At 66.2% G+C, this 23,830-nt stretch carries 14 protein-coding genes; 10 read left to right on the forward strand and 4 right to left on the reverse strand.

The features are described 5' to 3' along the window. The first annotated feature begins 20 nt into the window (after positions 1 to 20). Both ACVW19_RS04880 and ACVW19_RS04885 read left to right on the forward strand, forming a co-directional pair. Positions 21 to 1,112 (forward strand): DNA polymerase III subunit beta family protein, encoded by a 1,092-nt coding sequence (locus ACVW19_RS04880; RefSeq protein WP_457456892.1) that lies wholly within the window; start codon positions 21 to 23, stop codon positions 1,110 to 1,112. Positions 1,113 to 1,259: 147 nt separating this feature from the next. Continuing rightward, positions 1,260 to 2,552, forward strand: a complete 1,293-nt coding sequence (locus ACVW19_RS04885; RefSeq protein ID WP_457456894.1) for an MFS transporter — start codon at positions 1,260 to 1,262, stop codon at positions 2,550 to 2,552. A gap of 132 nt (positions 2,553 to 2,684) precedes the next feature. Here ACVW19_RS04885 and ACVW19_RS04890 read toward each other — a convergent pair whose 3' ends face one another. After that, complete coding sequence (locus tag ACVW19_RS04890; protein ID WP_457456896.1) at positions 2,685 to 3,155, reverse strand: cation:proton antiporter regulatory subunit; 471 nt, start codon at positions 3,153 to 3,155, stop codon at positions 2,685 to 2,687. Between the two features lie 296 nt (positions 3,156 to 3,451). On the opposite strand from ACVW19_RS04890, the gene ACVW19_RS04895 reads away from it, so the two are divergent. The 3 genes from ACVW19_RS04895 (at position 3,452) to ACVW19_RS04905 (ending at position 5,914) form a co-directional block, all read left to right on the forward strand. Next, positions 3,452 to 4,393, forward strand: coding sequence for a universal stress protein (locus ACVW19_RS04895; protein ID WP_457456898.1), 942 nt, complete (start codon positions 3,452 to 3,454; stop codon positions 4,391 to 4,393). 144 nt (positions 4,394 to 4,537) lie between these two features. Next, positions 4,538 to 5,374 (forward strand): universal stress protein, encoded by an 837-nt coding sequence (locus ACVW19_RS04900; RefSeq protein ID WP_457456899.1) that lies wholly within the window; start codon positions 4,538 to 4,540, stop codon positions 5,372 to 5,374. A gap of 63 nt (positions 5,375 to 5,437) precedes the next feature. Further along, positions 5,438 to 5,914 (forward strand): SRPBCC domain-containing protein, encoded by a 477-nt coding sequence (locus ACVW19_RS04905; RefSeq protein ID WP_457456901.1) that lies wholly within the window; start codon positions 5,438 to 5,440, stop codon positions 5,912 to 5,914. An 874-nt stretch (positions 5,915 to 6,788) separates the two neighbouring features. Here ACVW19_RS04905 and ACVW19_RS04910 read toward each other — a convergent pair. Continuing rightward, positions 6,789 to 7,004: a hypothetical protein gene (locus tag ACVW19_RS04910; RefSeq protein WP_457456903.1), complete on the reverse strand. Its 216-nt coding sequence runs from the start codon at positions 7,002 to 7,004 to the stop codon at positions 6,789 to 6,791. A 780-nt stretch (positions 7,005 to 7,784) separates the two neighbouring features. Here ACVW19_RS04910 and ACVW19_RS04915 point away from each other — a divergent pair. The 4 genes from ACVW19_RS04915 to drmB are packed head-to-tail and all read left to right on the forward strand — an operon-like array spanning position 7,785 to position 19,501. Continuing rightward, positions 7,785 to 12,491 (forward strand): helicase-related protein, encoded by a 4,707-nt coding sequence (locus ACVW19_RS04915; RefSeq protein ID WP_457456905.1) that lies wholly within the window; start codon positions 7,785 to 7,787, stop codon positions 12,489 to 12,491. Continuing rightward, positions 12,488 to 14,398 (forward strand): UvrD-helicase domain-containing protein, encoded by a 1,911-nt coding sequence (locus ACVW19_RS04920; RefSeq protein WP_457456907.1) that lies wholly within the window; start codon positions 12,488 to 12,490, stop codon positions 14,396 to 14,398. The genes ACVW19_RS04915 and ACVW19_RS04920 overlap by 4 nt, the downstream gene beginning before the upstream one ends. Next, positions 14,395 to 17,640: a helicase-related protein gene (locus ACVW19_RS04925; RefSeq protein WP_457456908.1), complete on the forward strand. Its 3,246-nt coding sequence runs from the start codon at positions 14,395 to 14,397 to the stop codon at positions 17,638 to 17,640. The genes ACVW19_RS04920 and ACVW19_RS04925 overlap by 4 nt, the downstream gene beginning before the upstream one ends. Position 17,641: 1 nt before the next feature. After that, the gene (gene drmB / locus ACVW19_RS04930) at positions 17,642 to 19,501 is read left to right on the forward strand and encodes a DrmB family protein (RefSeq protein ID WP_457456910.1); all 1,860 of its coding nucleotides are present in this window, start codon (positions 17,642 to 17,644) and stop codon (positions 19,499 to 19,501) included. A 142-nt stretch (positions 19,502 to 19,643) separates the two neighbouring features. Here the strand turns inward: drmB and ACVW19_RS04935 are convergent, their stop codons facing one another. Further along, the gene (locus ACVW19_RS04935) at positions 19,644 to 20,762 is read right to left on the reverse strand and encodes a DNA cytosine methyltransferase (protein ID WP_457456912.1); all 1,119 of its coding nucleotides are present in this window, start codon (positions 20,760 to 20,762) and stop codon (positions 19,644 to 19,646) included. 1,045 nt (positions 20,763 to 21,807) lie between these two features. On the opposite strand from ACVW19_RS04935, the gene ACVW19_RS04940 reads away from it, so the two are divergent. Further along, on the forward strand, positions 21,808 to 22,569 hold the full coding sequence (locus ACVW19_RS04940; RefSeq protein WP_457456981.1) for a DUF6602 domain-containing protein: 762 nt from the start codon (positions 21,808 to 21,810) through the stop codon (positions 22,567 to 22,569). A 31-nt stretch (positions 22,570 to 22,600) separates the two neighbouring features. Here ACVW19_RS04940 and ACVW19_RS04945 read toward each other — a convergent pair whose 3' ends face one another. Then, the gene (locus ACVW19_RS04945) at positions 22,601 to 23,686 is read right to left on the reverse strand and encodes a hypothetical protein (RefSeq protein WP_457456914.1); all 1,086 of its coding nucleotides are present in this window, start codon (positions 23,684 to 23,686) and stop codon (positions 22,601 to 22,603) included. Positions 23,687 to 23,830: the final 144 nt, after the last annotated feature.

The raw sequence follows: 23,830 nt of genomic DNA on the forward strand, positions 1-23,830 counted from the left end.
TCCCGGGTGTGGAGAGCGAGATGCGCAGCATTGGTGAGATGGCCCGGGACAGCGGCCTGAGCGTGAGCGCCCTGCGGTTCTACGACCGTGCGGGGGTGCTGGTCCCCGACTGGGTGGACCCGGTCAGCGGCTACCGCTGGTACGCCCCCGGGCAGTCGGACGAGGCCAGGCTGCTGGCGCGGTTGCGCCGGGCCGGGATGCCGCTGGCCGACATCCGGCTGGTGCTGGCCGGGTGGGCCGGCGCGGACACCGATCTCGTACGGCAGCTCCTGGAGGCGCACCTGCGCCGGCTGGAACAGGGGTTGTCCGATGCCCGCGGTGAGTTCTCCACGCTCCGAGCCCTACTCGACGACAGGGAGAAACCCATGACTTCGCTCCGTACCTCCTCGGCCCGGCCGGCCCTTGCCTCGCCCGAGCTGGCCGCCGCGTTGGACGCGGTCCGTTTCGCCGCCGGTACGGACCCCGAGCTGCCGATGCTCGGCGGGGTCCTGTTCGACGTCGAGGGTGACGCCCTGCGCCTCGTGGCGACCGACCGGTACCGGCTGGCCGTCGCACAGGCCGCGGTCACCGGGCACAGCGGGCCCCGCGTGCAGGTGACCGTGCCCCTGCCGCTCGTCGACGCGATGCGGGCGCTGGCCGGCGGCACCGAACCCGTCCGGCTCGCCGTGGACGGTGACCGGGTGACGCTGGAGACCGAGAGCGGCCGTCAGGTGGCCGGTCGGTGCCTCGACCACGAGTTCCCGGACTACCGGCGCCTGGCCCGTCTGCCGGCCGGGCGTCGGGCCCTCGTCGACGTGGCGGCTTTCCGGGAGGCGGTGGAGGCAGGGCCCGTCCGTACCGGCGAGGTGCGTGAGCAGGACGGGGTGCCCTACGACGTCAGCGTGCTCGGGGTGGCGGACGACGGCACGGTGGTCCTCTGCGAGGACGGTGACGACGGCCAGGATCGCGTCGCCGTCAACCGCGAGTTCCTGCTGCACGCCCTCGACGCGGGGGCCCGTGACCGGCTGGTCCTGGAGTTCGGCGCCTCCACGGCACCGCTCGCGATCCGCCGGCCCGACGACGAGGACACCTTCTCGCTGCTGATGCCGGTCCGGCTGGACAGCCAGGCCTGAGCCGCGGGGCCGGGCTCGCGCCGTAGCGCTTGGGCGCTACGGCGCCGAGAACCCCCGACGGAATGAACTGATGGCTCGGCATGGGTGGGTGAGGCGTGGCTGGGATGGTCCGTCCCGAGGTCGGTACGGCATGGATCGGAGGTCCTGATGTCGGTCGGCGGTGAGGCTGCGGAGTCTCCCGCGGCAGCTTGTGGCGTCCCGTCCGCGCAAGGCGACGAGCGGCACTCGCAGGTCCGGGAACGGCTGCCTCGGTCCTACCTGTGGTGGCTCGTCGGGATCCTGGTCTCGCTCGTGGGCAACGCGGTCTTCTACTTCGCTCTCGGCTGGGCTGCCGGCGCGTACGGCGGGGGCGTCGCGGGCTTGGTGCTGAGCGCGGTCACGCTTCCCCGCGTTCTGCTCCTTCTCGTCGGGGGTGCGGTGGGTGACCGGGTCAGCGCGCGTCGCGTGCTGCTCGCCGGCGATGCGGCGATGCTGGTCTTTTCGCTCGGTCTGGCAGCCCTCGCCCACCACCTGGGAGCTCCGCCCTGGTTGCTCATCGCGACAGGCATTGCGGTCGGTGTCGTCGATGCCTTCTACCTGCCCGCTTCGGGGTCCATGCCTCGCCGGCTGGTGGCCGAGGCACAGTTACCGCGGGCGTTGTCGCTGCGACAGGTCGGTGGCCAGGTGATCAACACGGGAGGCGGACCTCTGGGCGGCGTCCTGGTCGGTCTTGCCGGGCTTGCGGGCGCGGCCGTGTTCAACGCCTTCACCTTCGCTTTCACGCTGATCGTCCTGGCGATCATCCGCCCGCGGTATGAGGCAGTGCGGTCCCCCAGAACGGCCGGTCTGCTCAAGGAGGCCATGGACGGCGTGCGCGTGGCCTTCGCCCATCCGGTGCTGCGTCCGGGTCTTTGCCTCACCGGTTTCGCGGCCGGCTTCCTGTTGCCCGTGCTGTCGCTCCTGGTTCCCCTGCTCGCCCGTGAGCGGGAATGGGGCGCGGGAGCCGCGGGGCTCGTGATCGGAGCGCAGGGCGTGGGCATGGTGGCGATCACCCTGGTGGTGGTGAAGCGCGGTCCGCTGGGACGGCCCGGTCTGCTGTCGGCGAGCGCGCTCGTGCTGGCCGGTGCGGGGGTACTCGCCCTGGCGTCGGCACCGGGCACGGCGGGGGCGGTGACCGCCGGTTTGATCATCGGTGTCGGCAACGGGGCCTTCTCCGCGCACATCGCGCCGCTGGTCCTGGCAGCAGCACCGGAAAGCCACCTGTCCCGCGTCCAGGCGGTTCTCGTGCTCGTCCAGAGCCTGGCCTTGTTGCTCATGAACAATGTGCTCGGCACATTCGTCGATCTCGAAGGTGCCACAGTCGTACTCGTTGCCTGCGCCGTCATGCTCGTCGGCGTCGGACTGGCGGGCCTGGCTTCCGGCCCGCTCCGCAACGACCGCACGGGGCTGCGGACCCGCTGAGCCGGGCCGGCCGCGCTTGCCGCGTACCGGCGGCACGGCCTGGAGATGCCCTGCCCGTCGAACGGCCCACCAGCCGGTGGCCACCTTCGTCGGCGTGGTGACGGAAGCTCGTGGAAGAGTGAGTGCGCGCGCTCACTCCCGCCCGAGGATCTGGGCGGCGGTCTCGATGCCCTCGCGGGTGCCGATGACGATGAGTGTGTCACCGCCCGCAAGCCGGAAGTCCGGTGTCGGGGACGGGATCGCCTCCGCCCGCCGCAGCACGGCCACGATCGAGGCTCCGGTGTCGGTGCGCATCCTGGTCTCGCCCAGCACCCTGCCGTTCCAGTGGGAGGCGGCGGACAGCTCGATGCGCTCCGCGACCAGGCCCAGGTCGGTCGTGTGCAGCAGGTTCGGGCTGTGGTGGGCGGGCATCAGCGCGTCGATCAGGGCGGCCGACTCGGCGACGTTCAGCCGCAGCGACTGGGCGCAGGCGTCCGGGTCGTCGGATCGGTAGATGTTGACCGTGCGGACGCCGTCCCGGTGCGCGATCACGGAAAGGTGCTGGCGCTCACGCGTGGTGAGGTCGTACTTCACGCCGATGCCCGGCAGTGGCGTGGTGCTCATCCGTGGAGCAGGCACAGCCCGTCCCCTTCCCGGTTTCTTCTGATCATCCGTCGTTCTGGGTGGGGCCCCTCCATCCCACCGATGGTCAGCCCCCGTGGGGGACATGGTGTCATCCCGCCATGTCGTCGGGAGGGTGGGTGGTGTCACGGATGGACAAACGGTCGCGGCGGACTCGACCCTCACGAGGGCGGACCACCGGGGGGTCCTGGTCGCTCCGGAGGTGTGGCCCGTTGGGCCCATTGCTACGGGGTTCCACAATGGGATCATGGTGGTGACATACCGATTGGGGAGGCCTCATGAGTCGTCTGGTCATTGTGGGAGTCGATGGATCGGCCTCGAGCCTGGCCGCGGTGGGTGCTGCGGCCGAGGAGGCCCAGCGGCGCAAGGCCGAGCTGCGGGTGGTGCATGCGTTCCTCTGGCCTGCCATGCATGTGCCGTTGGGCCCTTCGCCGCTGGGCCCGCCCGGGGGCGGTCTGCAGAGCGCGGTCGATCGGCTGGTGACCGAGGCGGTGGAGCACGCCAGGTCGGTGGCACCGGACGTGGACGTCTCGCACACCGTGGTGACGGGAGAGCCGCTGACCGTGCTGGAGGCGCAGTCCGCCTCCGCGGAACTCGTGGTCGTCGGCTCCCGCGGGATGGGGGGTTTCGTCGGGCTTCTGGTGGGGTCGACCGCGGTGCACCTGGCGGCTCACGGGCGGTGCCCGGTCCTGGTCGTGCGTGAGCCGGGGGCGTCGGACGGACCGGTCGTGGTCGGAGTCGACGGTTCCCCGGCGGGCGCGAAGGCGATCGACTTCGCCTTCGCCGAGGCGTCCCTGCGCGGCGCCGAACTGGTCGCGCTGCACTCCTGGACCACCTGGAACGCGCCGGCCCCGGCTCCGCAGGACGAGAAGGCTCCCTACGCGAGCGAGCCCGGTGATCTGAGGGCCGGCGAGGGGCGCCTGCTGTCCGAGGCACTGGCCGGGCACCAGGAGCGGTACCCCGGTGTGAAGGTCCGGCACGAACTCGTGCACGGCGGCACCCGCGAAGCACTCATCGAAGCGAGCCGTACGGCTCGGCTGCTGGTGGTCGGGGCCCGGGGGCGGGGCGGATTCACCGGGCTGCTGCTCGGCTCGGTCAGCCAGGCGATGCTGCACCACGCCCACTGCCCGGTGGCCGTCGTCCGCGGCGACAGCGGGGAGAAGGCAAAGAAGGCAGAGAAGGCAGAGAAGGGAGAGAAGAAGACGGAAGGCGACGCGTAGCACGCTCTCCCTTCCGGGGCTTCCGGGGCTTCCGGGCCGCCGGGCTCCGGGCCGGTACGGTGCCAGGCCCGCGGGTACTCGGGTACTCGTGGGCGTGGCCGGGACGCACCCGCGCCGGGGGGCCGGCCCGGACGGGAGTGAGCAGTGGATGACACGGTGATCGTGGGAGTGGACGGATCGCCGTCCAGTCTCGCCGCGGTGGACGTCGCGGCCCGGGAAGCCCGGCTGCGCGGCGCACAGCTGCGCATCGTGCACGCCTTCAGTCGTCCGTCCGACCTGGCCCCGATGATCCACGGCGTCCTGGCGCAGGCGGAGCAGCGGGCCGCCGACCTGGCGCCGGGTCTGGAGGTGGCCAGGACCGTGGTCTCCGGGGGCGCCCTGACGGTGCTGCGGAGCGAGTCGCGCCACGCGGTCCTGGCGGTGCTCGGCGGACGGGGCCGCAGCGGGTTCGGGGGCCTGCTGCTGGGCTCGACGGTCGTGCAGTTGGCCGCCCACGGGCACTGCCCGGTCATGGCGGTCCGGGGACGCCCCGATCCACGGGGGCCCGTACTCCTCGCCGCGGACGGCTCGGCGGCCGGTGCGGCGGCGGCCGGATTCGCCTTCGCCGAAGCGGCACTGCGCGGGGCCCGGCTGGTCGCCCTGCACGTGTGGAACACCTTGAACGAGCCGACACCCTACGAGGGTCCTGGCGCCCCGCTGAACGTGGTGGTGGACCTGGACCAACTCCGCGAGAAGCACCGGCACCGGCTGGAGGAGGCCCTGGCGCCGTGGCGGGCCGTTCGTCCGGAGGTGTCCGTGGAACTGCTCGTGGAGCGGTCCCGGGTGCGCCACGCGCTGCTGGACGCCAGCAGGGAGGCCCAGTTGCTGGTGACCGGGGCCCGGGGGCACGGCGGCTTCACCGGGATGCTGCTGGGCTCGGTGAGCCAGGCCCTGCTCCACCACGCCGACTGCCCCGTCACCGTCGTCCGCGGCGAGCAGTGAGCGACCGGGGACGGTGCCGTCGGATGTGATGACGTCCGGGCACCTCGACGGCACGATGGGACCGTGTACACGACGCAGGTCTCCCGTCTGGTGAACGCGCCCCGCCCGGTGGTCCACCGGGCACTGGTGAGCGCGGAGGCGATCGCGCGGTGGCGGGTGCCGCCGGGTATGCGGGGCGAGGTGCACGAGTTCGATGCGCGCGAGGGCGGTCGGTTCCGGGTCTCACTCACGTACGACGCACCGGACGCGCCGGGCGAGTCCGCCGAGCGCACCGACACCTACCACGGCCACTTCGCGAGGCTCGTGCCGGGTGAGCGGGTGGTGGAGATGCTCGAGTTCGGGACCGAGGACCCCGCGCTGCGCGGGACGATGACCACGTCCACCACGCTCACCGACACCGACGACGGTGGCACCGCCGTCCTGGGGGTCCACGAGGGCGTCCCCGACGTCGTGCCCGCCGCCGACAACGAAGCGGGCGCCCGCTGGGCGTCGGCGCATCCGGCCCGGTTCGTCGAATCGGGCGGTGCCGATTCCGCGTAGGGCCCGCTCCGTCGGTCACCGGCCTGCCGGACCATCGGCCTAACGGCCGCCGAGGAAGCTCAGCCGGACCCGGCGGTCGGGGTTGTCGCGGTTGGTGTCCACGAAACTCCGTTAAGACAACCCCAAGGATAGCTAACCTCACTGAAGAAGGGCTGGTCACCGCTGTCGGTCTTCCGGGGGGCCCGCCGCTACTGAGCAGCTCACACGGCCTCCGTCATTTGGTTCCGGCCCCGCGTACACCCCGTGGGGCCGGAACGCGTTACGAGGCCGCACGCCCCCCGACCGCTGCCGTTCCTGCAGACCATTGGGACGGAAGTCCTGCTGGCCCGACAGGGATGGTCAGCTCTCGTCCACGAACAGGCCGAGGCCGTGACGCCGCGGGATCAGACGAAGACGGGCTCGGGGTTCTACATGTACTGACGAGTGCGGAGTCGCCACCAAGTGGCGCTGTTCCAGGGTGATTTCACTCTCGAACAGCGGCCGTGCGGGTACCGCGGCCAGCGCCTCCGAGGTGATCGTCAGGCCCTCGTCCGCGCGCCCTCGTGGCGGACGACAAGGGGACGAGGCCCGTCGAGGGGGTTCGACTGACAGGAAACCGCCCCTGACTTGGGCTTTTGCTCCTTTCGAAGCTGTCGGTCCCTTTCCTGCTCACTCAGCGGAATGTCCCTGGAAAATCCCTGGGAGCTCCCTGCCTCGGAGCAGCCCGACCAGCGGCTACGAGCCCGCACCGGTGTCGTCTCGGCCCCGCTGGCCCCACCCACAGTCAGCTCACGGCCAGCCGCGGCAGGACATCGCCGTCCATCACACCGCCTCGGGCCAGCGGACGCGGACGCCGCGAGTCCCGCTCGATCAAGAACTCCGGACGATGCGCGCCTCAGCCTGTGTAACCTCTCAGCGCAACCAGAGCCCCAGTCACGACGGCCATCAACGTAAGTGTGGCCGCGAACGCCTTCGCCGACCGACTCAGTGCAGCGGGGTAGGAGGCGCTGCCCCGGCGAGCCAGATAGCCAGCTGCGACCGCGACCAGTACCGCCACCAAGACAAACAGGGCAAAAGCCAGGGCCGTTACGGCACCGTTGCCGTGGATCATGACATCCATCCTTCATACGGGTTGAGTTAATGCAGTTAAGAATCGACAAATAAAGCGTCCACCGTGACATCCGTAAAAAGAATACGAAACCTGGCACACAGCACGGCATGTTCGGCGGGGCCGAAATCCGGTATCTAAGGGAGCCGGGAAAGCACAAAAGACTGTCGCACCACGAGTAAGAGCAGCGGATCTCCGAAGTACGACATGCAATGGAGCCTTCTCAAGATCACCCCCCATCCCGCCCCACGACAACCAAAGGACTACCCGCCCTGATTGACCGCACCAGCATGTAGCCGAAAATCCGTCGACACAAGTCGACTACCAACCAGCGAGAGATCTGCGATATAGCAGCGAACATTCAAGTAGAAAGCGGGACGAATTCCACCATTTACCACGATCTCCACGTGACACACATACCTTCCACCTGGACAGAAGGGGTGCAAGCAGACCCAAACGCGACTATTGGGAATAGTCACCAGAAACTTCGCAACTTCGCGGCGGCTCAAGCCGTTGCTAGCTCATTCCCAGATACATGCAATACGTTGCCGAAAGTTCTTGCACCGAATTGATGGGCTTCGTTAGGATGCAACCCTGGGCCCGGTGCATTCGCCGCCGATCCCATAGACCGGGGGAGTCGTCAAGCATGTTGAGCCACGCCATGCCTTCAAGTCGCCACATCAACGACTGAAAATAATTTTTTCGATCAGGTCTTCGGCTGAAGATTTCATTGCCCGTGCTGAAGACTGCTTTTTTTCGAAGCAATCTGGGGGATGTTCTTTCGTGTCCTTTTCTGCGCCGGAAGCGAACAGCGTCGTCAAGGTGGTCGAGGACCTGTCACAGCGGGTCCTGAATGTCTACAGAGCCGACCCGGGCCACGTCCTGGAGCACGCGAACAATGAGCGACGCATCACCCAAGGGGGTTACGGTGAGCGACAGATCTACGAGCTCGTCCAGAACGGCGCGGACGAGAACATGGAACGGAGCCCCGGAGTCGCGGGCACGATCCACGTAATTCTCACGGCCAGACACCTCTACTGCGCCAACACCGGCACGCCCATAACCCCTGCCGGCGCCGACACGATCCTGCGCATGGCCGTGTCCCGGAAACGAACCGGGAAAATTGGACGCTTCGGGGTGGGCGTCAAGTCGGTACTGAGCGTGTCGGACACTCCTCGCTTCTACAGCACGACCGGCTCCTTCGGCTTTGACAAGAAGTGGTCGGCCCAGGTCATCCGGGACACGGTCCCCGACCTCTCGGCGCTGGACCCCACCCCGGTGCTGCGGATGGCGCAACCGCTGGACCTGGACGCGGACCGTCGGCTCGACAAGCATCTCGACGAACTCATGACGTGGGCGTCGACGACGGTGGTGCTCCCACTGCACGACGGTGCCGACGACCGGCTGGGGCGGGACATCATCAACTTCCCGGCGCACTTCATGCTCTTCTCCCCCCACATGGACCGCCTCGTTCTGGAGGACACTCGTGCCGGCCACGGGCTGCGCCGGGAAATCACGCAGGAGAGGGAAGGCATCCAACGCCGAGTCGTGGAGCAGCACGATGGTGCCCGCCACAGCAGTGAGCGCTGGATCGTCTTCAGCGTCGACCACGAGCCGAGCCCAACTGCGGCGCAGACAGCGGGAGAGCTGCATGATCGGCCTGTCGTCACCATCTCCTGGGCGGTTCCCGACAAGGGCGTCCCGTTGCGCCAGAAACGAGGAAACTTCTGGGCCTATTTCCCGACCAACTACGACACGACCCTGACCGGCATCCTCAATGCGCCTTGGAAGACCCCGGAAGACCGCCAGAACCTGACCAAGAGCGACTTCAACGAGGAGTTGGTGACCAGGGCGGCGGAGCTCGTGGTCGACTCGATCCCTCAGCTGTACGAGGAGAAGGATCCGGCGTCCTACCTCACCCTGCTCACGGCCCGCGGCCGGGAAGCCTCTCAATGGGGCGACGAGATGCTGAGTCAGAAGGTGTTGCAGGCGGCTGCCCGCAGGCCCTCATTGCCGGACCAGGACGGAACCCTCCGCCTCCCCAAGGAACTGCGCCTACATCCGGAGAACCTTGCGCCGACCTGGCTGGAACAGTGGGCAACCCACCCAGGCCGTCCCAAGAACTGGTGCCACCACAGTGTGGAGAGTCGTGAAAGGCGGTCCCGGGCAAGGGACATCCTCGACCAGACCGGCGTCGCTCCGTCCTCGCTGCGCGACTGGCTGGAAGCGCTCGTCTCCGATCGCAGTGTCGAAGGGGCGAAGTACGCACTGGCCCTTGCAGCCTCCGTCGTGGAGACCGGCAACCAGCTCCAAGTGGCCGAGGCGCGGGCTGCACGGCTCCTACTGACCGAGCGGGGTGACTTCCGTTCGTCCTCCGAAGGCACGGTTTTCCGCCGACACGACGGCGTTCGTCTCCCGTACGAGACGACGGTGTACCTGCACGAATCGATCGCAAGCGACGTCAAGATGCTTCACGCGTTGAAGGTCCTGGGTGTCGAGGAGGCCAATGCCGCCGGACGGCTGCGGGCCGCCGTGTCGTCGGGCTTCGCCAGGTACAAGAACAACGACTGGGACGACTTCTGGTCTCTCGCACGCACGGTCGATCGTGACGAGTTGGTCAGCATCGTAAAGGAGCGTTACCCCGAGCCCGAGAAAGTTCTCAAGGTGCACACCGCCACTGGCCAGTACCGGGTCATTCGCGACTGCATCCTGGGGGGCCCCGTTGTGCCCGTGGACGGACAACGCGATGCCTCGATTCTCGTGGACCCGGTTTTCCATGCAGGCGACGCGGAGGTACTCAAGGCCCTTGGTGCCGTTGATCGACCGGTGACCCGGGTGAATCCTCGCCCGGACTCCTGGTTCAGCGACTACAGCAATGTCATGTACAACGAGTTCTGCGCGACTCTCGGGCCCAACAGCTCCCGCCCACGGTCGTCCTCCGTGAGTCTCATCGGCCAAGATCCTCCCGGACCCCTGCACCTTCTGCGGGAGCTCTCCCCGGAAGGTCGGGCCGCGTTCGCGCGGGAGCTCCCTGATCTCGGGATCGTGCCCGACTGGCAATGCATCCGGACTTCCGGACAGGGTGGGGACCTCCGTGTCGTGTCGCCCCTGGTCTGGCTGCTCCGTCAGCAGGGCATGCTCGGTACCTCGCTTGGAGTGAGGCGGCCGACTGCCGCGGTGAGCCCCGAGCTGGACGTGGACAGCACCCTGCTCCCCGTTGCCGATCTTTCCGTCACGTATGCGCGTGCACTCGAGTTGCCTTCCAACTTCCAGGACGTACCGGCTGCTTTGTGGGCCGAACTGGTCCAACGAGCGGACTCGGGGACGGATACCGAGTTCGTCGGAAGGGCCTACGCATTTCTGGCCCGATCAGCCCCCTCAGGCACTCTGAAGCACGAGGAGCATGTTTTCCGTTGCCGGGTGGGTGACGTCTGGGAGGTGCAGCGGAGCGAGAGCATCGCCGTCACATTCGACGAGGCCCAGTACGACGTCCTGCTCCGTGAGCGTGTGCCCGCGCTCCTCGTACCCACCGACACCGACGCACATTTCCTGGTCGACCGATTCCGTTTCCGGATCTCCTCCGACCTTCTGGTCGAGGAGATCCACTCCGTCCCGCTGGCGGAGCCGGTGTCCCTGACCGACGTCTTCCCACGGTTGCGTCAGGTTCTGCCTCGGGGGTCGGCCTGGAAGCTGGCGTACTGCTCCGACCTGGTCAGGATCATCCGTGGCCCGGAGGGTCGACGGGAGCAGGCACTGACCGAAGCTGTCCAGGGGCTCACCGTTCTACTCTGTGGGGAGCACGACGAGAAGTCGAGCCTGGAAGCGGTGGATCGGCTCCTGGGGTTGCGCCTCGGCGTCGATGGGCGCGAAGCGCTCCTCCGCCAGCAGGAACAGGACCAGAACGACAGAAGGTTGCTGAAGGTCCGCCAGGAGACCGACCCGGCCACCAAGCTCTTGCTCGCCCTCGGCGAGAGTCGACTGATCTCCGAGCTTCCTCCAGGGCTGGCGCTCGCCGACGCGGAGTTGCGCGGAACCGGCATCGACGGCATGCGCGCGGCGCAACTACTGCTCGCCGCTCACGGAGAGGACATCCTACGTGTGCTCGCATCAGCGCTCACCGAAGCGGGCTTCGAGGTGCCGCAGACCTGGACGGGTGGGTCGGCTGCGCGGAGCTTCGTCCGTGCGTTCGGTTTTCCGGAGTCCTGGGCCGGCGACCCGCAGACTTCCGGCTCCCCCTCTCCTTACGAAACCGTCCCTGGCCCACGCAAGCCTCTGGAGCTGCATGACTACCAGAAAACACTGGTGCAGCGCATGTACGACCATCTCGCCCAGGACGAGGAGAAGCGGGCGATGCTGCAGATCCCCACGGGATCGGGCAAGACGCGGATCGCTGTCGAGGCAGGGGTCCGGGCGATACGCGACGGCCTCCTCGACCGCCCGATCCTCTGGATCGCCCAGAGCCAGGAACTGGCGGAGCAGGCCATCGAGACCTGGGCCTACGTCTGGCAGACGCAGGGGTCGGGGAAACCGCTACGGATCACCCGATTGTGGGGTGGAATGCCGGATGCCGTTCCCGTCTCCGACGGGCCGCAGGTGGTCGTCGCCCTCGACGACACCGCGGTGCTGAGGCTCCCGAAGGAGGACTACGCCTGGCTGCGTGACTGCGCCCTCGTCATCGTCGATGAGGCCCACTTCGCCGTACCGAAGACCTACACGCGCATCCTCGACGCTCTCGGTATCGACCAGTACCGCACCTCGCGTCATCTGGTCGGTCTGACAGCAACAGCCTTCCGCGGCGACAGCGACGACGAGACGCGGACTCTGGCCTCCCGTTTCGGGCACAAGCGCCTCGACTTCGGCGTGTTCCAGGACGACGACGCCTACAAGCACCTGCAGTCCATGAGGGTCCTGGCCGAGGTCGAGCACGAGGAGTTGCTTGGCGGCTCCTACGCGCTGGACCCTAAGCAGGTGGCCGAGATGCAGAGCACCCATGCAATGGCCCTGCCTGCGGACGCCGTCAGGCGCCTCGCCCAGGACGTCCCACGCACCCGGCGCATCGTGGACAGGATCGAGGAATTGCCCCCCGACTGGCCTGTCCTGGTCTTCGCCACCTCTGTGGAGCATGCTCAGGTCCTTGCCGCACTGTTGCAGGACCGTGGCATCACAGCGGCCTCGATCGACGGAAGGACACCGCCGAGCACCAGGCGACGCCGCATTGCCGCGTTCAAGGAGAACAGGATCAGGGTCCTGACCAACTACAAGGTACTGACTCAGGGATTCGACGCTCCTGCTGTCCGCGCCGTCGTGGTGGCTCGCCCCACGTTCAGCCCGAACACCTACATCCAGATGATCGGCCGGGGCTTGCGCGGCAAACTCAACGGTGGCAAGGAGTCCTGCCTGATCCTCAACGTGGCCGACAACATCGAGAACTTCGGTCGCGGGCTCGCCTACACACGTATGGAGCATCTGTGGCACCGGAGGACCCCGTGACGGCATCCGCAGCGGCGGCAGATGAGCCGACGGATGGCCAGCGCCGCATCATCGAGGAGCCTGCCGGACGCAAGGTGCTGGTTACCGCGGGCGCCGGAACCGGTAAGACATTCACATTGGTCAGGAGGATCGAGCACCTCTCCTCGGAAGGACTGGCCAGCGGAGACCTTCTGGTCCTGACCTTTTCGCGCGCCGCCTCGGCCGAGTTGCGCGAGCGACTGCGGTCACTCGGTGGCAGGTCGCAACACGTGCGTGTCTCGACATTCGACGCCTGGGCCCTTGCGTTGCTCAGGGAGACCGCGAACGACGAGGCCTGGCACGCCTCTTCCTTCGACGAACGGATCCGTGCGGCCGTTCGGCTCATCGAGGACGAGACGACGGCTCCCGAGTCGCTCGACGAGATTCGACACGTCATCGTTGACGAGGTCCAGGACCTTGTCGGCGATCGTCGGCGACTCGTGACGACCTTTCTGGAAGCCTACGAGTGCGGCTTCACCATTGTCGGCGACCCGGCCCAGGCCATCTACGGCTTTCAGGTCAAGGATCCGGAAGAGCGGGCCCACGAAACAGGCAGGTTCTTCTCCTGGCTCCGCACGCGGTTCGAGGGTGAACTCATCGAGTTCACCCTCGCCGAGAACTTCCGGGTCGCTTCCGACGAAGCGGGCTGCGCGCTCCCCTACGAGGCCGCGGTTCGCTCCTGCGTCACCTCCTCGGAAGCCGACACAGTGCACGAGCATCTGCGCGCGGAGTTGGCCACCAGGCTGGAGTTCGGCGACCTGGAGGTCCCTTACGTGCGGGCCCACCTCTGCGACTCCAGCGTGACGACCGCCGTCCTGTGCCCCACCAACGGCGATGCACTGCTGATCTCGCGCTGGTTGGCCGATCTGGGCATCGGCCACCGGGTCCGCAGAGGCACCGGTGAACATGCCGTTCCCTCATGGGTCGCAGGGATCGTGTCCCAACTGTCGGACGCCGTCTCGGTCTCGGAGGACCGGTTCCTCGAAGCATGGGAGGCTCTGCAGCACACGCCCGGCCCTGACCGAAGCCGGAACGCGTGGCGGTTGCTTCTGCGGGCCGCGGGCGACCGGAGCGGACGTGTCATCGAGGTGGGGCGCCTCCACGAAGCCGTCGCCCGTGGGAACCTGCCGGACAGCCTCGTGGCGCAGGAGGACGACGGCCTGCTGGTCTCGACGTTCCACCGCGTCAAGGGTCTCGAGTTCGACCGGGTGCTCGTCGTCGACCCGGGCCCACCGGACGACGGTCGCGAGCAGGTGGCTGCCGATCGCTGCGACACAGCTCGGGCCCTCTACGTGGCGATGACCCGGGCCCGTCACGAGTTGTACCGCCTGCAGCCGCCCGACGCATACCTCACCCGTTCCCGTGGAGTCCGACTGGTACGGAGGGTCAAGGGCACGGATCGATGGGGGCGGTACGGCTACAAGCGGAGCCATCGGTTGGGTCTTTCCGTCCTGGCCGGGGACGTCCATCGTGACCACCCGGCAGGGCTCGAACACGTCATTCGCGACCCCGGGCAGGTGCAGAAGTACCTGGCCTGCAAAGTCTTCCCGGGTGACGAGGTGGTCTGGACACGACTGGACGAGGTGGCCGAGACACACGAGAGCCGAACGGCTCCCGGTTACGCCCTGCTCCACGACGAACAAGTCGTCGGCGTCGCCTCCGAAGCCTTCCGTCGCGACCTCTACCGCTTCATGCAACAAGGGAAGTCACACCAGCCGGCGCACTGGCCTCACAGCATCACCGGAACCCGGATCGATCTCATCGAGACCGTCGCCGGCGAGGACGCCGCAGCCGTGCGCGCCGGTCTCGGCGCGCGCGGACTCTGGCTTGCACCGCGGCCGATCGGTATCGGCCGGTTCCACTACGACGGCAGGATCGAGGACGCATGACGGACGACCACGAGCAGCACTACGGCTTCCGCGAACAGTTGGTCGAGCGATTGAAGTCGGACCTGCTCGGCCCGCACGGAGAACACGACCAGGACCTCGAGATCCTCGACGACTGGCCGGTCACCACCTACTCCACCGGGGTACTGTTTCCACGCGTCGTGGGCCCGACAGAATCGGAATGGTCCGATCCGGAAACCGCGGAGCAGGACCTCGACGATGCCGACTCCACTGTGGCGGTGAACGAGTTCCCCGATGCGGACATCGTGCTTACCAAGGTCAAGCGTCCCTCGGCGACCGGTCTCACCTTTGCCGTCGACCCGGCGCGCAGCCGCCACATACTCGTGCACGTGTCCGCGGCCGTGTACGAGCCGGTGGGGCCCTCGGGTGAGCCTGTGGTACCCGAACGTGCCGAACAGGGCAGCACCGAAATACCCCAGGTGCGCTGGCGCCGCCGTCCCCTCCAGCTCCCCCCTACACCCGTTGACGTTCAGGGCCCACGCGCAGAAGAGGTGGAACTCGACAACGGCCTGAACCTGCGCCTGCGCGTTCGTCCTCCTCGCGGGCCCCGAAACACGATCTCCGTGACCGCCACCCTCGTGAACACCCACCCCGTGGAGCAGCAGGAGATCAAGGATCCGAAGTGTTTCTTCCAAGTGGGACTGCGGATCACGGTTCCCGACCGAAGCGCGGCGCTCGTGGAACGCCCGACGGTCCGCGAACTCGACGACGAGAGCCGGCTCACCCTGCTCCTCCACCGTCACGCCCCCACATTCGCCGTCGGCCACGGCTGTGCGGTGGACTGGTCCTGGACCCCCTCGGCGGTCGGAGGGCCTGCGCGACATGAGACGCCCGCGGGAGTCAGCTCCGTGTGGACGGAACACGTCCCCGTGAACGAGGTCTTCCTCGCCGACTCGAACTCCTCCGTACCCGGCGCCCTCCTGAGCATGCAGTACCTCGCCGCTGCACCGAAGCAGGAACTGATCGACTCCCTAAGCAAGTTCGTCTCGCTGTACGGGAACTGGATCGACGACCGTGTCGCGGACGCGGAGCTGCTGCGCGACGGAATCTACGGCGATCCCTCCTACCTGCACCTTGCCGAGGAGCAGCTGGAGCGCTGCCGTGTCGCCCAGCGGCGCATGAGCGCCGGTGTGGACCTCTTGGAACGCGATCCCGATGCATTGGAGGCATTCCGTCTCGCCAACCGCGTCATGGCGCTCCAGCGCGGCAGAGGCCAGTGGATCAAGCGGGAGCGTGTGGGCGAACCCTCGCCCGAGGGCTCGTGGCGGCCGTTCCAGCTCGGGTTCATCCTGCTGTGTCTCAACGGCATGGTGGATCCGGCGCACTCCGACCGATCCGTCGCCGACCTCCTCTGGTTCCCGACGGGTGGCGGCAAGACGGAGGCTTACCTCGGGCTGATCGCCTTCGCAGTCTTCCACCGACGTCTGCGCCACGGCGCGTCGGGGGGCGGAGTGAGTGTGCTCATGCGGTACACCTTGCGATTGCTCACCCTTCAACAGTTCGAGCGTGCAGCCCTGTTGATCTGTGCGATGGAGAGCGTACGGGCCGAGCAACCGAAACGCCTGGGGCAGGAACAGATCTCCATCGGCATGTGGGTGGGGAGGGCTGCCACACCCAACAATCTCAAGGATGCCGAGAAGGCGCTGAAGAAGCTCAAGCGCGGTGAAAAGCTCCAGGAGGAGAACCCCGTCCAGCTCAAGGCCTGCCCCTGGTGCGACACCTCCTTGTTGGTCCGGAACCATGAGGTCGACGTGCCCGGGAACCACATGATCATCCGCTGCGACAACCGCGCGTGCGACTTCTCCCCCGGCCTCCCTGTGCACGTCGTCGACACGGAGCTCTACCGAGTCCGACCCACGCTCGTCATCGCCACCGCTGACAAGTTCGCCCGTGTTGCCTGGCGTGAGGACGTCGCGGCGCTCTTCAACCGGGACAAGGGCCGGCTCTGGCAAAGCACCCCACCACCGGAGCTGGTGATTCAGGACGAACTTCACCTGATCTCCGGACCACTCGGAACCCTCGCCGGCCTCTACGAAGCGGCTGTGGACATCGCGTGCGCCCGCCCGAAGATCATCGCCTCCACGGCGACGATCCGGCGCGCCCAGGAGCAGGGACGAGCGCTGTTCGGGAGGGACGTGGCGCAGTTCCCACCGTCCGGCCTGGACGCCCGCGACTCGTGGTTCGCTGTCGAGGCCCCCAGGGAGCGAAAGCCGTCACGGCTCTACGTGGGTCTTCTCGCGCCCGGGCTCTCTCAGGCGACCCTCCTCATCCGCGCCTATGCGTGCCTCCTGCACAACGCAGAGCACCTTCGATGTCCGGACCATGCGGTACGGGACACCTACTGGACGCTGCTGGGGTACTTCAACAGCCTGCGACTGCTCGGTGCTGCCGAACTGCAGGTGAACGCGGACGTCAACGAACGCCTCAGGGCGCTGGCGGCGCGTGACGATGTGGAACCTCGGCAGGTCGTCCCGACCGAGATCACCAGCCGTGTCCCGTCCAGTGACCTTCCAGGGCTTCTCGGCGCCCTCGGACAGCCCCTTGGGACCGGGTCTGCTCTGGACGTGCCGCTGGCAACCAACATCATCTCCGTCGGTGTCGACTTCGACCGCCTCGGCCTGATGGCCATGACCGGGCAGCCACAGACAACTGCCGAGTACATCCAGGCCACCAGCCGTGTCGGCCGCGCCCACCCCGGTCTCGTCGTGACCCTGTTCAACGCGGCTCGATCCAGGGACCTCTCCCATTACGAGAACTTCGTCGGCTACCACTCGGCTCTCTACCGGCAGGTCGAATCGACCAGCGTTACCCCCTTCGCGGCGCGCGCCCGTGACAAGGCTCTCCATGCCGCATTCCTCGGACTTGCCCGCCTCCTCCACCCCGAGATCCGCGCGAACGCCGACGCCAAGGATGTGAACAGCTTCGGTCAGCAACTGGTCTCGGTCCGCGAGAAGTTGGTGAAGCGCATCCGACAGGTCTCACCTACCGAGGCCGAGCACGCAGACGCGGAGATCCGTGCTTTCGTCGACCACTGGCATCAACTCGTGGAGACCAACAAGGAGCTGAAGTACGAGGCCGATTTCGAGTTCAAGGCCGACCCTCACCGCAGGCCGGACCTGGCCCTGCTCCGCACCCACGTAGACCACGACCTCACCGAGGCCCGCCCCACCTTGTGGAGCCTGCGCGATGTCGACGTCGAGTCCCACCTGTACCTGGAGAGCTGACATGCCTCGCAGAACCAACTCCGGCACCACCGGGACCGACGACGCCCGCAAACGCCCGTCCGTCGGCTCCGTCCGGCGTGCCCAGCAGATCACCACGTACGGCGTGGGCGGCCTGCTCGCTGTCGCCGACCAGTCGTACATCGTCAGCGGGCTGGACACCTGGGACGTCACGGGCGAGCCGGATCTCCGGGATCAGCGCCTGGAACCGATGCTGCAGGTCAGCGGGTTCCGCCGCCCGCCCGCAGCCCGCATCCCCACGGGGCGCGGCGTCCGCGTGCGTCGTTTTCCCGCCACGTACTCGTGCCCTGAATGCAAGGCCCTCAAGGCATTCCGGCACCTCAGCGCAGGGCCGGACAGCAATCGTTGTGCCCGGTGCTCGACCCTGCTGGTGCCCTCGCGCTTCATGATGGCCTGCGAGGACGGACACCTCGACGAATTTCCCTACTGGGCTTGGGTCCACGCCGACCCGGAGCGCAAGAGCGGTGCCCCCACCTCGTGCTCGCGGACCACCGCTGAACTGACTCTGGAGACCAACGGCCGCACGTCCAGTCTCCGCAGCATCGTGATCATCTGCAGCTGTGGGAAGAAGGCATCGATGGACGGTGCCTTCGGTGAGAAGGCCCTTGTCCGCCGGGGCCTTCGCTGCCACGGTACCCGCCCATGGCTGGGGCGCGACGCAGCGGAGCGCGATTGCAATCGGCCTCCGCAAACCCTCCAGCGAGGATCCTCGGCAGCCTGGTTCGCCGAACTGCGCTCGGCTCTGTCGATCCCCCCGTGGCACACGGAGCTGATGGAGCTCGTCGAGGCAGATCGCAAACACCTCGTCGGCAAGAGCGACGAGCGCATCGCGGAGTTCGCAGAGGACGAAGGCTGGCTGAGGCCCGGTGGATACTCCCTTTCACAGGTGCTGCGCACAGTCCGAACGCTTGAGAACGCAAACCGGCCCGAGCCCACGCCCGACGGCGAGGACGAGATCCGGTTCGCCGCCGGCGAGTTGCTCCGGCAGGAGGAGTACGAACAGCTCTGCAAGGTCACCGAGGACACGCCCGAGAACAAGCACTTCGTCTGTGAGCCCCCCAAAGACCGTGACCTGTCCGACATTCCAGGCGTTGACCATGTGATGCAGGTCAAACGCCTCCGCGAGGTTCGGGCCCTGATCGGCTTCACCCGCATCCGTCCTTCGCAGGGCTCGAAGGCCGACCGGGCTCGTGTTGGCAGTCTGAGCAAGAATCCGGACCTCGGCTGGCTCCCGGCGATCGATGTCGTCGGCGAGGGCGTCTTCCTCACTCTGGACCAGACGCGACTCCGGCAATGGGAGTCGGCGGCGCACCCCACCGAATCCGACCGGATCCGGCGCATACGGGCCGCTCACGAGGCCATGCTCCGGGAGCAGGGGTGGGAGAAGCCCCACTCGCCGCTGACGTCACGCTTCGTCCTTCTTCACACGCTCGCTCACGTGCTGATCAATGAATGGAGCCTCGACTGCGGCTATCCCGCGGCGTCCCTACGGGAACGGCTGTACGTCAACGACGAGATGTGCGGTGTCCTCCTCTACACCGCGACGAGCGACTCGGCAGGCAGCCTGGGCGGCATCGTCGCGCGAGGGGAGATCGCACAGCTGTCCAAGAGCCTCTTGTCCGCCCTGGAACGTGCTTCCTGGTGTTCGTCCGACCCACTGTGCATGGAGGCCGACGCGAATGGTGTCAACGGGCTCAATCTTGCAGCCTGTCACGCATGTGTCCTGCTGCCCGAGACCAGCTGCGAGATGAACAACACGTTCCTCGATCGTGCGCACCTTGTCGGGGCACACGACGAGGGCTTCCCCGGCTACTTCGCCCCGTGGTCCACTTTGGGCGGATGAACCCCGCCCTCGCGCTCATCCGCGTCCTGCGCAACGCCGACGGCTCGGGTCCTGCATTCGAACGCATGACGTCGTGACGCTGCCTACGCGGGTGGAGCCACGCAGACGGAGAAGCAAGGCAGGCCTCCCTCCCGATGGAGAACTAATCCGCCTCTGACCGACGCCAGGTCAGAGGCCTCTCCAGCGCACTGTTCAGTTCGGCGTCGAGGCCCAACGCTGCGGCAAGGACGTGCATGCCGAAGCGCGGCGGAACAGCGTTGCCGATCTGTTGTGCGATGACGCTGCGCGCGCCGGGTGCGCTTCCGTCGTCGCCGTTACGGCGTCGCCACGGATAGTCCGCCGGGAAGGTCTGCAGCTGTCCCAGCTCGGCCAAGCCGAATTCGCCGAGCTTGTTTTCCCCCCATACCAGTTTGTTCCGTGACCCCTTGCCAGTGACCGTGGCCGACGGCTGATCGTGACGCCGCCGCCCCCGGGCCTTGGGATCGCCCCCTGTCCCGTAATTGGACACCACCTCGAACGGACCTCGACGAGCCAGCACCATGCCCATGGTGGCCCATTCCGTGAGCGCCGGATCACCGGCGTCACGAGGAATGCTTCTCCTGTAGGGCCGGTGGGTGGGCTCGGGCAACTTCGGCTGCTTCGGCAGGAGTGCTCCCGGTCCGTTCCAGCGCGCGATCATGATCGCCCTGCGGCGCGTCTGCGGCACGCCGTACTGCTCGGTTCGCAGTATGTCCGGCTCGGCAACGCTGTAGCCCTTGTCCGAGAGAATACCGGCGAACACCTTCCATACCGGAAGCACGGCCGGTACTTGCTCGAGAACGATCGCCTGGTAGGGCTGCCTGCCTCTAAGCAACGCCTCAAGAACCCACCGAAGGGGCTCGAGCACCAAGCCCGTGCGCTCGTCGCTCAGGTGCTTCAGTTCCTCGCCGATCGATGCGAAGTCTTCGACGATCTCGACTTCGGCGTACCGTTCGGCGAACTTCGTCACCTCGTGCAGCGCAGCACGCCCCTCCCCATTGCCGGCTACAGTGAAGGTCTGACAGGGCGGACCGCCAACAAGTACGTTCGCCTCGGAATAGTCCTCGGGCCCGAGCTCCCGCACGTCCCCGCAGTGTGTGGGTAGATCCGCGGCAACGCGAGTGGCGCACGCATCCTGGTCCCACTCGATCCCTTCGACGACCTCGATGCCCAGGTTCCGAGCGGCCACGTCGAATCCGCCTGGGCCGGCGAAGAGATCGAGGATCTTGAAAGTGTCGGACACGCGCAATCCTTGCAGGGCGAGGAGGGGACAGGCCGGCTTTCCTCGCCGCTCCCCAGGTCAGGGCATGGAACAGCCCCCATGGTAGCCGGCAAAGCGCCCCCATGAGAGCCGCCTTTGACTGCCTAGCACAAGAGGAACCGGTGACAGCCAGTGGCCCGACACCCTGCGCATGGCCGTGGAGATCGCAGCCTGGCAGTAAATGAGACCAAGTCTTAACATGCGGACGCTCTTCTCCACCTGAAACCAGACCATCGTGTCCGCGCTTCTTCACCAGTGGTTTGAGCAGCACAGTCGCCCTGACGCTGGGACGAACGTCGCTAGCACGGAGCTGGTTCGGGCGAAGAGCAGTTACGGCGCGCTTACGGGCGGCGTCTTTCGGCTCGCCCACGATCGCCGGCAGTGCGATCGGTTCGGCGGCGTGCGGGCCGAACCGAGGTGGTGGTGATGCTCTTCAGGCGGAGGTGGGAGGGGGGTTCATCCCGCCGCCCGGCGAACCTGGTTGTGTGTAATGGACCAGTTCAGGGCGGCTACGAAACGGATGGCGTCCCGCCAGGTGGTGCGGGGGATCAAGGCGCCGGAACCCGCAGGCCAGGGACGATGGCTCCGCCCTGTCGAAGACTCAACCCACATCACCCGCAGGCTCCGTGGCTGCCGCGCCTACGGAGATCGCGATGGTCCTCGTACGGAACGCGTAGCGCTTGGTCCTCTACACCACGTCGTGGGACACGACCACGGAGCTCCGCCGCGGACAGCCCGGCCGCCCCCTCGAGGCCTCTCCGAGCAGCCCATTGGGCACTGACAGTGGACTCACTGCGGCATGCGTTGTCTCGTTGCGCCGCGGCATCGCCCTGTTCGGCGCACGGCTAGCCATATCCATACGACCTTGGACAGCAATACGGAAGACATCTCGCAAATCTATCAATATGTGAAGATAAATGCCGAGTCACGTCGTTCCACTAAGCCCAGCTAGATCCCGAACGTGGTCTAACATCGAGGCATGCCACAAGAGGCGCTGGCAATTATTCTACGTTCGGTCGCTAAGCGAATGAGGGCCGATTTCGACCAGTCGAAAGTATTTAACCACAACGGTGAAGCAGGAACCTCGAGAGAGGTTTTGGTTCGCGACTTTCTTTCATCCTGCTTGCCAGCGCACGTGCAAGCAATCCATAACGCCGAGATCATTGCAAGCGATGGCGGCGTGTCGCGACAGTGTGACATTGTAGTTGTCAATCGGGAGACGCCCCCTCTCACGTCACTGGATGGATATCGAGTAATTCCTAACGAGTGCATCTACGGTCTGGTCGAAGTGAAGACCAACTTGACTCGAAAAGATCTTCTGGACTCGTGCGAAAAAATCGGAAATGCTCGGCGACTGAGTAAGACCGCATACCGTAGGGCACCAGGCCCTATCGTGCGAACAACAAGCGCCTACGGTCGCACTTACGACCATTTTCCAACTTCTGGAATCGTGGTCGCATTTGACGGGTTGAACTTGCAAACCCTGGGTGATCATCTTGTTGAGTGGTGCAAGGGGCGCCCCGTTTGGGAGTGGCCAGACAGTATCTGGGTCCTTGGGAAGGGGGCACTTCAGTGGAGGAATGCAATGAGTGGGTTGCTGGATCGGACACCTTCACCCGGGGCTAACCTAGTACAGGTAGACGCTCCAGAGGGTGAAGATGTCCTACTGTCTCTTGCGCTCCATCTGAACATCCACTTCTCCGAAGCGTGGATGCATCCGCTTGACCTGGTGCCTTACGCTGGTAAGTCTGCACTGGGCACAGCGGTTAGGGAATGGGTTGTCCTGTAACGGGTCGGCACTCGTGAAGGCAGCGAATCGCTTATAGTGATCTTTCGAAATCTCCATTTTTAGTGCGGTAGACCAGCGATGCCTCATGGTCCTTCAGTAGTGCCTCGATGTCCCTATCAGGGCGTCCAGGTAGAAGGACTACGGTGGCGGGCCCATGTCGACGGTCGCGCTGCCTGACATACCTGCGGTAGTCCAGGAGTCGCCCAAGGGCTGTCCTCACAGAATCACGGTCGCTCGCTCCTTGCGCTTCGTACAGAACGTGGTCTGTTGCATCGAACAGGTCAGTTCGCAGTGTCGAAGTCTTTCCTTTTAGTTTGATTTGAAAAGATCCGACTGTGTGGCCCTGTGATTCGAGATGGGCCGCGTAGGACTCGATGAGTAGCGCCTTCTTCTGGCGAACGGTAGTTGCCACTGATGCCGCCCTCGGGAACTCAGGTGTGTGTACCTTGCCAACTTGTACGAGTTTTCCTTCTGCTGCTGCGGTCAGCATCGCCGATGTATTAGCACTCCACACGTCAGGGGCCACGAAAATACTCTTTGTGACTGCCGCACTTTGTAGCATGTCAATCGTCACAGCGCGCGGAACAAATTCCGCTGTGGTGTCGGGGGCGGGAGTGAGCACATCCGTCTGTGATCTCTCGAACTGCCCGTAAGGTCGCAGACGGAAGACGATGGTGGTGCGTTTCTTTCCATTTACATCCAGACCCTGGCGAGGGACGAACGGCAGTTCGTCATCCACGACAAACATCCCAACATAGCGATGGGTCTTTGTGTTAGTCCCGGGGATTTTTCCTACGCGAACGAAGAGGTGAAGCATGCGCCCTTGCTGAGAATGGCGAAGTACGGCTCGGTTTCCGCTCCCTCGCGCTCCCGCGAAAGTCTGGTCTCCATTTGATCCGGCGCCCGTGTATTCGTAGATCGGCCCCTGGCCGTCTTCTTCGGCAAGCCACCCATCCTGGTAACCCCAGAATGCCGCCTCTTCTGGATCAGAGAAGAGGGTCACACTTCGCTTTTCGACAGAGGGAGCAATGCCGCGTTGCGGGCTTCCGCCGAAAACTGCGTGAATCTCGGCGCGAGTTCGGATTTGTCCGGGAAGGATAACGTGACCGTCAGTCATCCCGCCAGCTTAGATCTTGGCAGTGACAGCTCGCCTGCGTTTGCGATGGTGGCAGGTTGCTAGCGCGGTTCGCCTCTCGCGCAGGCCAGGGCCCGGGACGGCTGCATGATTGGGTAACAGCGGGGTTCATTGCAGCCAGAGCTG

Source organism: Streptomyces sp. TE5632 (assembly GCF_054061295.1).

What these genes read in the sequence shown, in the direction of transcription:
- drmB (WP_457456910.1), top strand. Translation starts at nt 17,642, where the DNA reads ATGCCTCGCAGAACCAACTCCGGCACCACCGGGACCGACGACGCCCGC.
- ACVW19_RS04880 (WP_457456892.1), top strand. Translation starts at nt 21, where the DNA reads ATGCGCAGCATTGGTGAGATGGCCCGGGACAGCGGCCTGAGCGTGAGC.
- ACVW19_RS04940 (WP_457456981.1), top strand. Translation starts at nt 21,808, where the DNA reads ATGAGGGCCGATTTCGACCAGTCGAAAGTATTTAACCACAACGGTGAA.
- ACVW19_RS04910 (WP_457456903.1), bottom strand. Translation starts at nt 7,004, where the DNA reads ATGATCCACGGCAACGGTGCCGTAACGGCCCTGGCTTTTGCCCTGTTT.
- ACVW19_RS04925 (WP_457456908.1), top strand. Translation starts at nt 14,395, where the DNA reads ATGACGGACGACCACGAGCAGCACTACGGCTTCCGCGAACAGTTGGTC.
- ACVW19_RS04945 (WP_457456914.1), bottom strand. Translation starts at nt 23,686, where the DNA reads ATGACTGACGGTCACGTTATCCTTCCCGGACAAATCCGAACTCGCGCC.
- ACVW19_RS04890 (WP_457456896.1), bottom strand. Translation starts at nt 3,155, where the DNA reads ATGAGCACCACGCCACTGCCGGGCATCGGCGTGAAGTACGACCTCACC.
- ACVW19_RS04885 (WP_457456894.1), top strand. Translation starts at nt 1,260, where the DNA reads ATGTCGGTCGGCGGTGAGGCTGCGGAGTCTCCCGCGGCAGCTTGTGGC.
- ACVW19_RS04895 (WP_457456898.1), top strand. Translation starts at nt 3,452, where the DNA reads ATGAGTCGTCTGGTCATTGTGGGAGTCGATGGATCGGCCTCGAGCCTG.